The following is a 13,797-nucleotide window of genomic DNA, read 5'->3' as shown; positions in this document are numbered from 1 at the left end:
TGAACCTTGTCCTGGGCCGCTTGCCCGCCACGCTGGAGCTGTCGATCATGGCGCTGGTCATGGCGATGATCCTGGGCGGCGCGGCGGCGTTGACCGGGACCCGCTTCCGGGGCGGCAGGACCGAGGGCGCCATCGACGTGGCCAACGGCATGGCGCTGTCGGTGCCGGATTTTCTGTGGGGGCTGGTGCTGATCCTGCTCTTTGGCGTGCTGGTGCCGGTGTTCCACATCTCGGGCCGGGTGACGCCCAGTCTGGAGCTGCCCTTCACCACCAACTTCTACCTCTTCGAAAGCCTGGTCCGCCTGCGCTTTGACCTTTGGGCGGATATCGTCGCGCATATGTTCATGCCCGCCTTGGCGCTGGCGATCCCCCTAGCCGCCATCATCGGCCAGCTTCTGAAGCAATCGTTGAAAGAGACGATGAACCTGGATTACGTCACCCTCGCCCGCACCAAGGGTTACGGCGAGACGCGGGTCATTCTGCGCGAGGCCTTGCGCAACGCCGCCCTGCCGACGCTGACACTGGTGGGGGTGCAGTTCACCTTCCTGATCGGTGGCACGGTGATCATCGAGCGGCTCTTTTCCTACGAGGGTCTGGGCAACATGGCCATCGACGCCGTCATCAACCGCGACCTGCCGCTGATCCAGGGCATCGTGATCCTGTTCGCGGTGATATTCACCGGGGTGAACCTGATCGTGGACCTGCTTTACACCGTGTTGAACCCAAGGCTGCGTCATGGCTGAGGCAAAGGCAATCGACGGACGCTCGATGGTCCGCCGCAAAGCGGGGCTGCGGCTGTGGCTTTCGGCCGGGTGGCTGGGTCTGCTTTGCATCGTGGCGCTTTTCGCCCCCTGGATCGCGCCAAAGGACCCCTTGGCGCAGGACCTGTTCCTGGGCCGCCTGCCTCCGTTCTGGATGCCGGGGGCCGAGCCGGGCTACTGGCTGGGAACCGACAGTCTGGGCCGCGATGTGCTGAGCCGGATCATCCACGGCGCGCGGGTGGCGCTGGCGGTAGCGCTGATCGCGGGGTCAATCACCTGCCTTGTCGGCGCGACGCTGGGCCTGCTGGCCGGGTTCCTGCGCGGCTGGGTCGACATGGTGATCAGCCGGTTGATCGACATCTGGATGGCCTTCCCGCCGGTTCTGTTCTCGATCCTACTGATCGCCGTCCTTGGACCCGGCCTGATGTCGATCATCATTGCCATCGTGGTCATCGACTGGACCCGCTTTGCCCGCGTCGTCCGGGCCGAGGCGATGACCCAGGGCGCGATGGACTATGTCGCCTCGGCCCGCGTCGCCGGGCGGGGGCGGCTGGGGACGATGCTGCGGGAGATCCTGCCCAATGTGCTGCCGACCATCGTCGTCCTTCTGACGCTGGAGATGGGCATCGCCGTCATCGTCGAGGCGATCCTGAGTTTCGTGAACCTCTCCATTTCCACAGACGATCCGACCTGGGGCGGGATGATCTCGGAGGGGCGGACAAGCGTGCATCAGGCCTGGTGGGTGCTGGTCTTCCCGCTGATCACGCTGTTCCTGACCGTCCTGGCCTTTTCCCAACTGGGCGAAGGGTTGAAGGACCGCTTCGATCCGGTGCTGAGATGAGCTTTCTGTCGATCCGCAACCTGTCTGTCCGGCTGAAGAAAGGTCCGCCTTTGCTCCGTCGCGTGTCGCTGGACCTTGCAGCGGGCGAGGTGCGCGGGCTGGTCGGCGAATCCGGGGCGGGGAAGTCGATGATCGGCAAGGCGGTGCTGGGCATCCTGCCGCCGTCCATCGAGGTGACCGGGGGCGAGATCCTGCTGGACGGCGTGGACCTCCTGAAACTGCCGCCCGCGCTGCGCCGCCGCCGGATCGGGGCAAGCTGCGCCCTGATCCCGCAGGACCCCCTCACCGCGCTGAACCCAAGTCACCGGATCGGGCCGCAGATCACCGACCGGCTGGTCGACATCCTGGGCTGGACCCGCGCCAATGCCGACGCCCGTGCACGCGAACTTCTGGCCGAAGTGCAGATCCCCGACCCCGACCGGGTGCTGCGGTCCTATCCGCATGAGCTGTCGGGCGGCATGCGCCAGCGCATCCTGATCGCCAGCGCCTTTGCCGCCGAGCCGAAGCTGATCGTCGCGGATGAGCCGACCACCGCGCTGGACGTCACTGTGCAGAAGCAGATCCTGAAGCTGATCGCGGGGATGCAGGCGCGGCACGGCACGGCGCTTCTGTTCGTGACGCATGACCTGGGCGTGGTGTCCAAGGTCTGCCAGAAGCTTTCAGTCCTTTATGCCGGGATGGTGGTCGAGGACACCTCGGTCGCCGATTTCTTCGCCGCCCCGCGCCATGCCTATTCGGCGGCACTGCTGGCGGCGACCCCGAAATACACCGACCCCTCGGCCGGGCTGATCCCGGTCCCCGAGGCGGTGATCGCCGCCGTGCAGGCAGAAGTGGCCGCCTTCGACCGGAGGCTTTCGCATGGCTGACCTTTACCAGATCGAAAACCTGCGCCTGTCGCTGGCGGACATGACCGCCAAGCCCCTGTTCGGCGCGGCTCCGCATATCGAGATTTTGCGCGGCCTAAGCTTCACCATCCCCAAGGGCGCGGTGGTCGGCATCGTCGGCGGCTCGGGGTCCGGCAAGTCGACGCTGGGCCGGGCGCTGGTGCGGCTTCTTGAACCCTCGGGCGGGGCGATCCGCTTTGACGGGAGTGACATCACCCACCTGCCGGAAGCCGCCCTTCGCCAGCTGCGCCGCAGGTTCCAGATGATCTTCCAGGACCCGATGTCGTCCTTGAACCCGCGCCACCGCGTCGGCACCATCATCGCCGAGCCCCTGCGCCTGCACCGTTTCGACGCGATCCCCGACCGGGTGGCAAAGGCGCTGGATCAGGTCGGCCTGCCGCAAAGCTTCGCCACCCGCTACCCGCACGAATTGTCCGGCGGCCAGCGCCAGCGCGTCGGCATCGCCCGCGCCATCGCGCTGGAGCCGGACTTCATCCTGGCCGACGAGATCGTCTCGGGTCTTGACGTGTCCTCTCAGGCGCAGGTGCTGAACCTGCTGGAGCGTCTCGTCCAGGACCTTGGGCTGACGCTGGCCTTCATCAGCCACGACCTTTCGGTGATCCGCCGCCTGTGCCAGCGCACCATCGTTCTGCATCGCGGCGAGATCGTCGAGGATCAGCCCACCGCCGACCTTTTCGCCCACCCGCAGGCCGCCTACACCCGCGAGCTGCTTGAGGCGATCCCGCTGCCCGATCCGGCGCAGGCCTGGACCTGACTAGTCCGAGGACCCGACGCTGCAGCGCTTGACCCCGTCCTTGCCGGTGCTGCAACTGGCCGTGGCTTCGGCGGCGGGCTCTTCGGCCACCGCTTCCTCTTCGCTGCCGCCAAAAAGACCGCCAAGGAAACCGCCGCCCCCATCCTCGACCACGGGTTCCCCGGCGGCTTCGGCCGCTTGCTGCTCTTCGGCCTCGCGGGCGGCGGCTTCCGCCTCACGTGCCGCGACATCGGCGACGTAGGCCTCACGCTCGGCCTCGTCGAGGGCCGAGGCCAGCACGATCACCGGCACATCGCCCAGACCTTCGACCTTGTCGATCACCCCGGCGTTCAGCGCCTTGACGTGCAGGGTCTGGAAGAAGGGCACCAGGTCTTCGTCCGTCATGCGCTTCGGAGCCAGGACCCGCAGATGGATCTGCGCGCCCACATCCGCGATGAAGTAGCGGCCCCGGAAGCCTTCGGGCAGCAGGTCCTCGGTCACGTCCAGGCCGCGGACGGTCATGAATTCGGTCCCGCGAAACTCGGCCGTCATCATCTGCAGCTCCATCCGCTGCGCCATGGCGGCGAAACTGGTGAAGATGATGTTGGGGTAGCGGACCGCCTTGATCACGACCTTGCGGTCGCCCTTCTCGTAGGTCAGGGCGACGACCTCGGTCCCGGACCCGCCGTCGGTCTTGCCAACCTTGGTCACGGTCTCGACGGCCTTCCTGTCGGCCTTCTTGGGCGATTTCGGCAGGAAGCCTTCGACATCCGCGGCCTCGGTCGGGCGCACCGTCCAGCCTTCGGGTGGCTTTGGCAACATGTCACCCAGCTTGGTCGGCAGCCCCGCAGCCGCGGCCGAGCCGCCGAGGCCCGACAGCCGACCGGAAAAGCCCGACAGATATTCGGTGAAGGTCAGCCCTTCGCCATCCTCGCGCCCCGACCAGCGGGCGGACATCTTGTAGTCGAAGAACATGTAGCCGCCGGCAGTGGCGGTGAACATCACGAGAAAACCGATCAGGCGAAACACGGGGCAAGTCCTTGCTGATTTGCGCCGCTGATAGCCGCGAATTTTGGCAAGCTTCGGGCAGGGACGAAGATTTTGTCAGATCCGGCGAAGTGTCGAGGTCAGCGCAAACAGCACGGCGGCGACCACGATGATCGAAGGGCCGGTCGGAGTGTCCTGCCACAGCGACAGCCCCAGACCGCCAAGCCCCGAGACCGCGCCCAGGACGATGGCGGCGGCGGCCATCGCCTCGGGCGTGCGGGCAAAGCTGCGGGCGGCGGCGGCGGGGATGATCAGCATGGCCGCGATCAGCAGCGCGCCGACGATCTTCAGCGCCACGGCGACGACAAGGGCCAGCGCGATGACCAGGACCAGACGCTCACGGTCGGGGTTGATCCCGGCGGCATGGGCCAGGTCTTCCGACAAGGTGGCGGTCAGAAGCCGCTGCCAGCGCCAGGCCAAGAGCCCCAGCACCGCAAGCGACCCAAGCCAGACCAGCGCCAGTTCCGACCGAGAAACGGCAAGGATGTCGCCGAAAAGATAGCTCGACAGGTCGGTGCGCACGGTGGGGAAGAAGCTGACGGCGACCAGGCCGAAGGCCAGCGCGGAATGCGCCAGGACACCAAGGGTGGTGTCCATCGCCCAGCCCCGGGCCGACAGCCCCGCGACAGTGACGGCCATCGCCAAGGCAACGGTCAGGGTGCCAAGCCCGATGGGCAGATCGGTCGCCAGCGCCAGTGCCACGCCCAGCACGGCGGCGTGGGCGGTGGCATCGCCGAAATAGGCCATCCGCCGCCAGATGACGAAAGACCCCAGCGGCCCGGTGGCCAGCGACAACCCGACAGCCGCAAGTCCTGCGCGGACCAGGAAATCGTCAAGCATGGTCGTGCCCGTGCCCGTGCTCGTGGTGATGGTGGTGGTGATGCGGGTGGCCGTCGTCATGCTCGTGGTCGTGCTCGTGACGATACAGCGCCAGCGCGCCCTGGGTGCCCAGCCCGAAGAGCGCCCGGTATTCCGGCGCGGTCGAGACCACGCGAGGCGTGCCTTCGCAGCAGATATGGCCGTTGAGACAGATCACGCGGTCACTTGCCGCCATCACCACATGCAGGTCGTGGCTGATCATCAGGACCGCCGCGCCGGTTTCCGCCCTGACTTCCTCGATCAGGCGGTAGAAGGCCGCCTCGCCCGGCTGGTCCAGGCCCGAGGTCGGCTCGTCCAGCATCAGAATTTGCGGCTTGCCCAGAAGCGCGCGGGCCAGAAGGACCCGTTGCAGCTGGCCGCCCGACAGCGTGGTCATCTGCTCGGCGCCCTGGCCTGCCATGCCAACCCGCGCCAGTGCCTCTTCCGCGGCCTGGTCGGTCACCCTCGTCGGCAGCGACAGGAAGCGGCGCACGGTGATCGGCATCGTGCGGTCAACGGTCAGCTTCTGCGGGACATAGCCGATCCGCAGACCCGCTTGCCGCAGAAGGCGGCCCTCGGCCACTGGCACGATTCCCAGAAGCGCGCGCAGCAGCGTCGATTTGCCCGATCCGTTCGGGCCCAGAATCGTGACGATCTCGCCCGGGTCGACCTTCAGGCTGATATCATGCAGCACCTCGTCGGCCCCGAAACGGACGCAGACATGCTCGGCCGCGATCAGGCTCATGCCTGCCCCCGGCAGTTCGGGCAGAGGCCAAGCGCCTCGATGGTGGACCGCTCGACCTGGAACCCGGCCCGTGCCGCCTCGGCGTCCAGCGAGGCGCGGGCGGCGCTGGCTTCGGCCTCGGCGACCATGTGGCACGTGCGGCAGATCAGGAAGGCGGGGGCGTGGTCTTCGCCGGGATGGACGCAGGCGGTAAAGGCGTTCAGGCGCTGGATGCGGTGGGCAAGGCCTTGTTCCACCAGGAATTCCAGCGCGCGGTAGGCGACGGGGGGCTGGTTGCCGAAGCCTTCCGTCGCCAACCGGGCCAGCACGTCATAGGCCCCAAGCGCCTTGTGTTCCTCCAGCAGGATCTCCAGCACCCGGCGGCGGACCGGAGTCATCCGAGCCCCGGCAGCGGCAGTCAGCGCCTCGGCCCGCGCCAAGGCGTCGTGGGCGCAATGCGCGTGGTCATGCGCGGCAAAGGCAAGATCGGGGTCGGGCATCGGGGGCTCTTGACCTGTTATAATATTACATACATAGAGCGGAGCGACGACAGAAGGAAGCCGCCGATGCGTTATATCATTACTCTCCTTGCAACCGCCACCCCCGCCCTGGCCGAGGTGCCGAAGGTGGTGACCGATATTCCTCCGGTGCATGCGCTGGTGGCGCAGGTGATGGGCGACCTTGGCGCGCCGGAACTTCTGCTGGCGCGCGGGGCGGACGAGCATGACTTCCAGCTGAAGCCCAGCCAGGCCGGGGCGGTGGCCGACGCGGATCTGGTGATCTGGATCGGGCCGGAACTGACCCCCTGGCTGGACAGTGCGCTGGACAGCCGCCCCGAGGGTGCCGCCGCGCTGGCGCTTCTGGACGCCGAGGGCACGATGCGGCTGGCCTATGGCGCCGCGAAGGACGCCGAGGGCCAGAAGGACGAGCACGGCCATGAGGACGAGCACGGCCACGCGGAGGAAGCTTCCGCCGAGGAAGGGCACGACCACGGGCACGACCACGACCACGGCTCCGAAGACCCGCATGCCTGGCTTGACCCCGGCAATGCGCAGGTCTGGCTTGGGCTGATCGCGGCCGAGCTTGGGCGGCTTGATCCGGACAATCTGGCAACCTACCAGGCCAATGCCGCCGCGGCGGGCGAAAGGATCGCGGCGCTGGACGCCGAGCTGCAGGCGCTGCTGGCGCCGGTTCAGGGCAAGCCCCTGGTCACCTTCCACGATGCCTACGGCTATTTCGTCGGGCATTACGGGCTGACGATCGCGGGCAGCATCGCGCTGGGGGATGCCTCTTCGCCCGGTGCGGCGCGGCTGACCGAACTGCGGGGCGAGCTAGAGGCGGGCGGCGTGGTCTGCATCTTCCCCGAGGTCCAGCATGACCCGGCCCTGGTCGAACAGTTGACCGAGGGCACCCCGGTGAAGATCGGCGGCGCACTCGACCCGGTGGGCTCGTCGCTGGAACCCGGGCCGGACGCCTATGCGGCGCTTCTGACAGGGATGGCGCGGACCATCAGCGACTGCGCCCTGCAATAAGGCGGCAGGGTAGGGTGGGCGATATCGCCCACCCTACGCTTGCGCCAGGTCCAGAAGCCGGGCGCAGTCGACATGTGTGGCCAGGTGGTCGGCCAGCGCATCCAGGGTTTCCTCGACCGTCCGGTCATAGCTGACGTTCCCCGGCGTGGCCCCAAGGCTGGCAAGGAACGCCCGGCGGAAGGCGTCCTCGGTGAACATGCCGTGCAGATAGCTGCCCATCACCCGGCCATCCGCGCGCACCGCGCCTTCGGGCTGGCCGTTCACCGTGAACATCGGTCGGGCGCGGTCCAGCCCGTCGGTGCGGCCAAGGTGGATCTCGTAGCCTTTGACCTGCGTGCCCGACGCAGGATGAAGCGCCGTCGTCTCGGTCACCCGCTTGTCAGGGGTCATCACGGTGGTCAGGTCCAGCAACCCAAGACCGGGGACCGAACCGGGTTTGCCCTCGATCCCGTCGGGGTCGGCGATTTCGCGCCCCAGCATCTGATATCCGCCGCAAAGGCCCAGAACCTTCGCCCCTCGGCGCAGGGCGGCGGCAAGGTCGATGTCCCAGCCCTGCGCCCGAAAATGGGTCAGATCGGCGATGGTGGCCTTGCTGCCCGGCAGGATGATCAGGTCGGCCTCCACGGGAAGGGGCTGGCCGGGCTTGATGATCTTCAGCGTGACACCGGGGTCCTGCGCCAGAGGGTCGAGGTCGTCGAAATTGGCGATGCGGTTCAGGTGGGGGACGGCGATCAGGAAGGCGCCTGACCCGCGGGTCCCGCCAAGGTCGGCGGCGTCTTCGGCGGGCAGGCGGTGGGCGTCCGGAAACCACGGGACAACGCCAAGACCCCGCCAGCCGGTGCGGTCTTCGATCAGTCGGTAGCCGTCGTCGAAGAGGCGCGGATCGCCCCGGAACTTGTTGATGAGAAACCCCCGGATCATCGCGGCGTCGTCGGGGTCCAGCACGGCCTGAGTGCCGACCAGCTGCGCGATCACGCCGCCCCGGTCGATGTCGCCGGTCAGGATCACCGGCACATCGGCGGCGCGGGCGAAACCCATGTTTGCGATGTCGCCCGCCCGCAGGTTCACCTCGGCCGGGCTGCCCGCGCCCTCGACGATGACCAGATCGGCCTGAGCCCCGAGGCGGCGAAAGCTGTCAAGCACCGGGGCCATCAGTTGCGGCTTCAATGCGGCATAGTCCTTCGCGCGCACGGTGGTCAGCCGCTGGCCCTGGACGATGACCTGCGCGCCGGTTTCCGATTCGGGCTTCAGGAGGACCGGGTTCATGTCGACATGCGGCGCGACCCCGCAGGCGCGGGCTTGCAGGGCCTGCGCGCGGCCGATCTCTCCCCCCACCGCCACGGCAGCGTTGTTCGACATGTTCTGCGGCTTGAAGGGCCGGACGGTCATTCCCTGCCGGGTGAACAGCCGACAGAGGCCCGCGACCAGCATCGACTTGCCGACGTTCGACCCGGCCCCCTGGATCATGATGCGCCGCGTCATGCCCTGCGCGCCATCAGCCACAGGAAGAACACCCCGCCGACAAGGCCGGTGACGACGCCTATGGGCATGTCCTCGGGCGCCATCACGACGCGGGCCAGCGTATCGGCCAGGACCAGGAAGACCGCCCCGAACAGCGCTGACAGAGGCAGGACGCGGGCGTTGTCGCCCCCGGCAACAAGGCGGACAAGATGCGGCATCATCAATCCGACAAAGCCGATGATCCCCGAAAAGGCCACCATCACCCCGGTGACCAGCGCGCCTGCGACAAAGACCGAAAGCCGGAACCGCGCGACCGGGACGCCCAGCGAGGCGGCGGTCTCGTCCCCCAGCGACATGGCGTTCAGGGCGGGTGCCTGGCTCCAGAGCCAGAGGCCCGCCGGGACCAGGACGGCCAGCGGGTAGAGAAGGTGGCTCCACTGCGCCAGGCCAAGGCCGCCCAGCATCCAGAAGACGACGGTGTGGGTCGCCTTGGGATCACCAAGGAAGATCAGGATATTGGCCCCGGCCATGATGATGAAGCTGACCGCGACGCCCGCAAGGACCAGCCGGTCTGCGCTGGTGGCACCCGTCACGCGCGCGACGGCAAGGACCAGGACAGTGGCGGCCAGAGCCCCTCCGAACGCCATCAGGGGCACGGTCAGAAGGCCAAGGAACAGCCCGGTGTGCAACAGGGCCGCAATGGCCCCGAAAGCCCCGCCCGACGAAATGCCCAGAAGATGGGGGTCGGCCAGCGGGTTTCTGGTGACCGATTGCAGGGCAGCACCCGTGATCCCAAGGCCCGCCCCGACAAGGGCAGCCAGCAGCGCGCGGGGAAAGCGGATGTCCCAGATGATGGCCTCGCGTCCGGCGGTCCAGTCGGGTGTCACGATGCCGGGGACCAGCTGGTTCGCCAGCACGCCCCAGACCGTGGCCAGCGGAACCGGCACGGCCCCGGTCGACACGGCCACCAGGATGGCTGCGAAAAGCACGCCGCAGCCGCCCAGCACGGCACCCGCCCTGCGCGACAGGCGCAAGGCGGGATGGGCGGCGCTGGCAAGCGGGGTCTCGGTCATCCGGCATGCTCCAGCACGGTTCGGGCTGCGGCCTGGCCGGACAGGACCGCCCCATGCGCTGTGCCGGGGTAATCGGGCGAAGTTGCCTCACCGGCAAAGACCAGACGCCCGTCCCAGTCGGCCCCGGCCAGCGCGCGCCGCGTGGCGGGAGAGGAGCCGACAGCGTGGAAGGAATAGGAGCCAAGCGCAAACGGGTCGCGCGACCAGCGGGTCACCTGCGCGGCCACCGGCGTCGGGAACAAGGTGCCGAACATGGCCTTCAACGCCTCATGCGCGGCGACAAGCGTATCAGCGTCGCCAAGCGCCTCAAGCAGCTGGGCACGCGACCCGGCGTGGAAGGCGCAGAGGGCTGGCGTACCGGTCGCCCGCGCAAGGCTGATCCACTGCGCCCAAAGGCCTGGATCGGGCCCCAGCCATTCGATCCAGTCGGCGTTGTCATCCCAGGCGACACGGTCGAAGCGGAGCCAGCACTTGTTCAAAAGCCCCATCCCCAAGGCGTCGATTGCCTCTTGTCGGGCGGGGGCAAGCGGTTCGGCCAGAGCGACGGTTCCGGCCTGCAGAACGCCAAGCGGCAGTGTCACGACAGCATGATCGGCCAGAAGTTCCGATCCGTCGGCAAGCGTGACCGCCACCCCCGTGGCGCGGGGGGCAAGGGCCGCGACGGGCGTTCCAAGCTGGATCTCCAGCCCCTGTGCCAGGTGCCGTGGGATCTGGTCATAGCCGCCCGGAAACAGCACGTCATCGCCGCCGAATGTGCCCCCTGCGTCGATGTGCCAGGCGCTGGCCCGGGTCCAGTCGCCGGCATATTCCTGTTCGAAGGTCGCATTGGCATAGTGCCGCATGAACCGCCGCTCCTTGCCATCCGCTTGCAGCCATTCGGATGTTCCCGTCACAGCCTTCGCCAGGGATACATCGGCTGCTTCAGCTTCGGCTGCGGACCGTGCCTGCGCGATCAGGGCGTCGGCCTTTGCCACTGCCGGGGTCAGATCGACGGGCAGCCCATCCGCGGTCAGCGAGACTCCGCGCTCGTAGGACGTGGCCACGCGGGCTGCCCCGGCCTGATCGGCAAGCGCAGTGATCGGGTTGCCTGTCACCCCATGAATCCAGCTTGCGCCAAGGTCCACTGGCAGATCATCCCAAAGCCGCGAGGTGTGGATGCGCCCCCCGATCCGGGTGCGCGCTTCGATCACCATCACCTCATGCCCGGCCGCCCGCAGGTCGCGCGCCGCAGCAAGGCCCGCAAGGCCCGCACCGATCACGCCGATCCGGCGCGGCGACTGCGCGCGCGCCCGCCGCGCCAGAAGCGCAGCGGGGATCAGGGTCAGGGCGGCGCGGCGGTCCATCGGTGGTCAGTTCCCCCAGAAGCCCGTCACCAGCTTTTCCACCGCGCGGATGTTGCGGGGGCCGGGGGTGGCCTCGACATATTCAAGGACCACATAGCGGTCATTCTTTACCGCGTCGACATTGGCGAAGGCGGGGTTGGCCTCAAGATAGGCGATCTTCTGGTCCGCCGTCACGTCGCCATAGTTGACGATCACGATGACCTCGGGGTTGCGCTCGACCACCGGCTCCCAGGCGACGGTGGCCCAGCTTTTGTCCAGGTCGTCCATGATGTTGCGGCCGCCTGCCGCCTCGATCAGGGCGGTCGGGATCGCATAGGCCCCGGCGGTGAAGGCGGTTTCCTCGCCCGAATCGTAGACGAAGACGCGCAGCGGGGCAGAGCGGTCGACACCGGCGGTGATCTCGGCCAGCCGCGCCTCGTACCCCGCGACCAGCGCTGTCGCCCGGTCCCCGACCCCGAAGATGGTGCCCAGGTTCAAAAGGTCGTTGTACATGTCCTGCATCGAGGATCTGGCCTTGGGGCCGACGAAGATGCAGCTTTCGGTCAGCTCGTAGGTCTTGATGCCCAGGGGTTCCAAGGTCTCGGGCGTGACCTCGCCGCCGACCTTCATCCCATAGTTCCAGCCCGCGAAGAAAAAGTCGGGCTCGGCCCCCAGCAGCACCTCACGCGTGGGATATTTGGCGGAAAGCTCGGGCAGTTCGGCGATACCGGCGCGGAGTTCCTCGTCCAGGGTCTTCCAGCCCGAGACGCCGGTATAGCCGACCATCCGGTCCTGCAGACCCAGCGCCAGCATCATCTCGACAAGGTTGACGTCATTGGCGATGGCGCGGGCGGGTGGGGCATCAAACGTGACCTCGCGGTCGCAGCTTTGCACGGTCACCGGGAAGGCAAGTGCCGGGGTGGACAGAAGGAGAAGGGCGAGCAGGGTTTTCATCTAGTGGTCCAACTGAAAGGAGAAACGGGGGGTCGTGCCGGACCGGTCGATCCGGGTCGCCACCTGGAAGGCGCGGGCGATGGTGGCTTCGGTCAGGGCCTGGTCCGGGACGGCGTCGGCGATCACGCGGCCCTGCTCCAGGATCAGCACGCGGTCGGCAAATTCGGCGGCAAGGGTCAGGTCGTGCAGCGTGCAGACCACGGCCAGACCAAGCCCGCGCAGCAGGCGCAGAAGCTCCAGCTGATGCCGGATGTCCAAGTGGTTCGTCGGCTCGTCCAGCACCAGGATGCGCGGCTCCTGCGCCAGGGCACGCGCGACCATGACCCGCTGACGCTCGCCACCCGACAGGGTGCCGAAGGGGCGGTCGGCCAGGTGCGACAGGTCCATCCTGACCATCGCCCCATCGGTGATGGCGGTGTCGCGCACCCCCGGCCCCATGCCCCGCCGATGCGGCAGACGGCCAAGCGAGACGATGTCGCGCGTGGTCAGGGCAAAGTCCGTCGGCTGTTCCTGCAGAACCGCCGCCACGATCCGCGCCGCTTCGCGCGCCGGGCGCAACCACAGGTCACGCCCCTCGACGATGACCGACCCCGACAGCGGTGCCTGATGGCGATAGAGCAGTCGCAAAAGCGACGACTTCCCCGCCCCGTTCGCCCCGCAGATCGCCAGAACCTCGCCATCCGCCAGGCTGAACGAGATGTCATGCAGGATCGCCGGGGCGCGCTTCGGCCCCCAGGTGACGTTTCGCAGTTCAAGCACGGTCACTGGATCGCCCCTTCCTGCGTCACGATCATCGCCGCCGGGATGCGTGCCAGCGTGGTCTCGCAAAGCCGCGGCGGCAGGTCGCGTCCGGTCATCCAGCCGTCGTCCCGTGCGCCGTAGCTGCGGGCGAACGCCACCAGATCGTCCAGCGATTGATCGGGGTCAATGTCGCCAAAGAGCCAGGCCGCCTTGCCCGTCGCGCGCCAGCCGACGACGCAGGGCGCGCCGTGGTCCGGCACACAGCCCGCAAGGCAGGCCGTGCCCGACACCTCGAACGCCTCGCCAAGCCCCGCAGCCGAAATCGCGGCCCGCAGCTTTGTCAGCAGCGCAAAGCCGGGCTTGCAGACATCGCCCTTGTGCTTGCAGGCCTTGCAGACCAGCACCTGATGCGGCGCGGATTGCGCCACGGAATACGTCCGGGGCCGGGACCCCTGGGGAAGTTCGTCCATCGAAGTCTCCTTCCGGGGCACCCCGCCCGGTGGGTTACAGCGTCGATGGCAGGTCTCCTGACTTCGCGGGTCGCCGCTTCCCCTTGCCTTCCCGGTCCGCCGTTCAAACGGCAGACCAGTGGCATGAGAGGGGTCGCTCGCCGCTTACAGTTGCGGGGGCAGTCGGGGATTTGGCGGCTGATGCCTACACCTCACCCCGTTCCCTTTTCACCCGGCCGCGCGTGGTTTGGCCGGGAACCATCCCCCTCTGTCTGCGCCGGAATACCGGACGGTTCAAGATCGAAAACGACCCTGTTCCGCCAGGTCCCGTCAGCCATTTCTCATTTGAGCGCTTGCGACTGTTGTTGTGTGCCGCCGTGCTCGGCGTGCCTTTAG

The 13,797-nt window shown here is 67.8% G+C and carries 15 protein-coding genes and 1 riboswitch; of the genes, 5 read left to right on the top strand and 10 right to left on the bottom strand.

Annotated elements, in window-relative coordinates; all coding sequences use genetic code 11:
• From U1E69_RS00075 to U1E69_RS00060, 4 genes are all read left to right on the top strand, one after another.
• On the top strand, positions 1 to 743 hold a 743-nt coding region (locus U1E69_RS00075), incomplete at its 5' end, for an ABC transporter permease (protein WP_322241947.1).
• Entirely contained in the window at positions 736 to 1,602 is an 867-nt protein-coding gene (locus tag U1E69_RS00070; protein ID WP_322241946.1) for an ABC transporter permease, read from the top strand. The genes U1E69_RS00075 and U1E69_RS00070, both read left to right, overlap by 8 nt.
• Positions 1,599 to 2,468, top strand: coding sequence for an ABC transporter ATP-binding protein (locus tag U1E69_RS00065; RefSeq protein ID WP_322241945.1), 870 nt, complete (start codon positions 1,599 to 1,601; stop codon positions 2,466 to 2,468). Before U1E69_RS00070 ends, U1E69_RS00065 begins: the two co-directional genes overlap by 4 nt.
• Entirely contained in the window at positions 2,461 to 3,261 is an 801-nt protein-coding gene (locus U1E69_RS00060) for an ATP-binding cassette domain-containing protein (protein WP_322241944.1), read from the top strand. Before U1E69_RS00065 ends, U1E69_RS00060 begins: the two co-directional genes overlap by 8 nt.
• On the opposite strand, the gene U1E69_RS00055 is transcribed toward U1E69_RS00060, so the two are convergent.
• From U1E69_RS00055 to U1E69_RS00040, 4 genes are all read right to left on the bottom strand, one after another.
• Positions 3,262 to 4,242 carry a hypothetical protein gene (locus tag U1E69_RS00055; RefSeq protein ID WP_322241943.1) on the bottom strand — a complete coding sequence of 327 codons (981 nt, stop codon included), beginning with the start codon at positions 4,240 to 4,242 and terminating at the stop codon, positions 3,262 to 3,264.
• A 102-nt stretch (positions 4,243 to 4,344) separates the two neighbouring features.
• Positions 4,345 to 5,127: an iron chelate uptake ABC transporter family permease subunit gene (locus tag U1E69_RS00050; protein ID WP_322241948.1), complete on the bottom strand. Its 783-nt coding sequence runs from the start codon at positions 5,125 to 5,127 to the stop codon at positions 4,345 to 4,347.
• Positions 5,120 to 5,890 carry a metal ABC transporter ATP-binding protein gene (locus U1E69_RS00045; protein WP_322241942.1) on the bottom strand — a complete coding sequence of 257 codons (771 nt, stop codon included), beginning with the start codon at positions 5,888 to 5,890 and terminating at the stop codon, positions 5,120 to 5,122. The genes U1E69_RS00050 and U1E69_RS00045 overlap by 8 nt, the downstream gene beginning before the upstream one ends.
• Positions 5,887 to 6,369 (bottom strand): Fur family transcriptional regulator, encoded by a 483-nt coding sequence (locus U1E69_RS00040; RefSeq protein ID WP_322241940.1) that lies wholly within the window; start codon positions 6,367 to 6,369, stop codon positions 5,887 to 5,889. Before U1E69_RS00040 ends, U1E69_RS00045 begins: the two co-directional genes overlap by 4 nt.
• A 66-nt stretch (positions 6,370 to 6,435) precedes the next feature.
• On the opposite strand from U1E69_RS00040, the gene U1E69_RS00035 reads away from it, so the two are divergent.
• Positions 6,436 to 7,401: a zinc ABC transporter substrate-binding protein gene (locus U1E69_RS00035; protein ID WP_322241938.1), complete on the top strand. Its 966-nt coding sequence runs from the start codon at positions 6,436 to 6,438 to the stop codon at positions 7,399 to 7,401.
• Positions 7,402 to 7,434: 33 nt separating this feature from the next.
• Here the strand turns inward: U1E69_RS00035 and U1E69_RS00030 are convergent, their stop codons facing one another.
• Genes U1E69_RS00030 through U1E69_RS00005 form a run of 6 tightly spaced genes read right to left on the bottom strand, consistent with a single transcriptional unit; the run spans position 7,435 to position 13,422 of the window.
• A complete protein-coding gene (locus U1E69_RS00030; RefSeq protein ID WP_322241937.1) occupies positions 7,435 to 8,883 on the bottom strand; it encodes a cobyric acid synthase in 1,449 nt (482 codons plus the stop codon).
• Complete coding sequence (locus U1E69_RS00025) at positions 8,880 to 9,935, bottom strand: iron ABC transporter permease (protein ID WP_322241935.1); 1,056 nt, start codon at positions 9,933 to 9,935, stop codon at positions 8,880 to 8,882. Before U1E69_RS00025 ends, U1E69_RS00030 begins: the two co-directional genes overlap by 4 nt.
• Positions 9,932 to 11,278, bottom strand: a complete 1,347-nt coding sequence (locus tag U1E69_RS00020) for an NAD(P)/FAD-dependent oxidoreductase (RefSeq protein WP_322241934.1) — start codon at positions 11,276 to 11,278, stop codon at positions 9,932 to 9,934. Before U1E69_RS00020 ends, U1E69_RS00025 begins: the two co-directional genes overlap by 4 nt.
• 6 nt (positions 11,279 to 11,284) lie before the next feature.
• A complete protein-coding gene (locus U1E69_RS00015; RefSeq protein WP_322241933.1) occupies positions 11,285 to 12,211 on the bottom strand; it encodes an ABC transporter substrate-binding protein in 927 nt (308 codons plus the stop codon).
• Positions 12,212 to 12,976, bottom strand: coding sequence for an ABC transporter ATP-binding protein (locus U1E69_RS00010; protein ID WP_322241932.1), 765 nt, complete (start codon positions 12,974 to 12,976; stop codon positions 12,212 to 12,214).
• A complete protein-coding gene (locus U1E69_RS00005) occupies positions 12,973 to 13,422 on the bottom strand; it encodes a DUF1636 domain-containing protein (protein WP_322241931.1) in 450 nt (149 codons plus the stop codon). The genes U1E69_RS00010 and U1E69_RS00005 overlap by 4 nt, the downstream gene beginning before the upstream one ends.
• Positions 13,423 to 13,451: 29 nt before the next feature.
• Positions 13,452 to 13,679, bottom strand: a riboswitch (cobalamin riboswitch).
• Positions 13,680 to 13,797 lie beyond the last annotated feature (118 nt).

This window comes from Tabrizicola sp., assembly GCF_034366665.1.
Lineage (GTDB): Bacteria > Pseudomonadota > Alphaproteobacteria > Rhodobacterales > Rhodobacteraceae > Tabrizicola.
The sequence above is the reverse complement of the archived record's forward strand: the minus strand, read 5'-3'. Positions and strand labels throughout refer to the sequence as shown.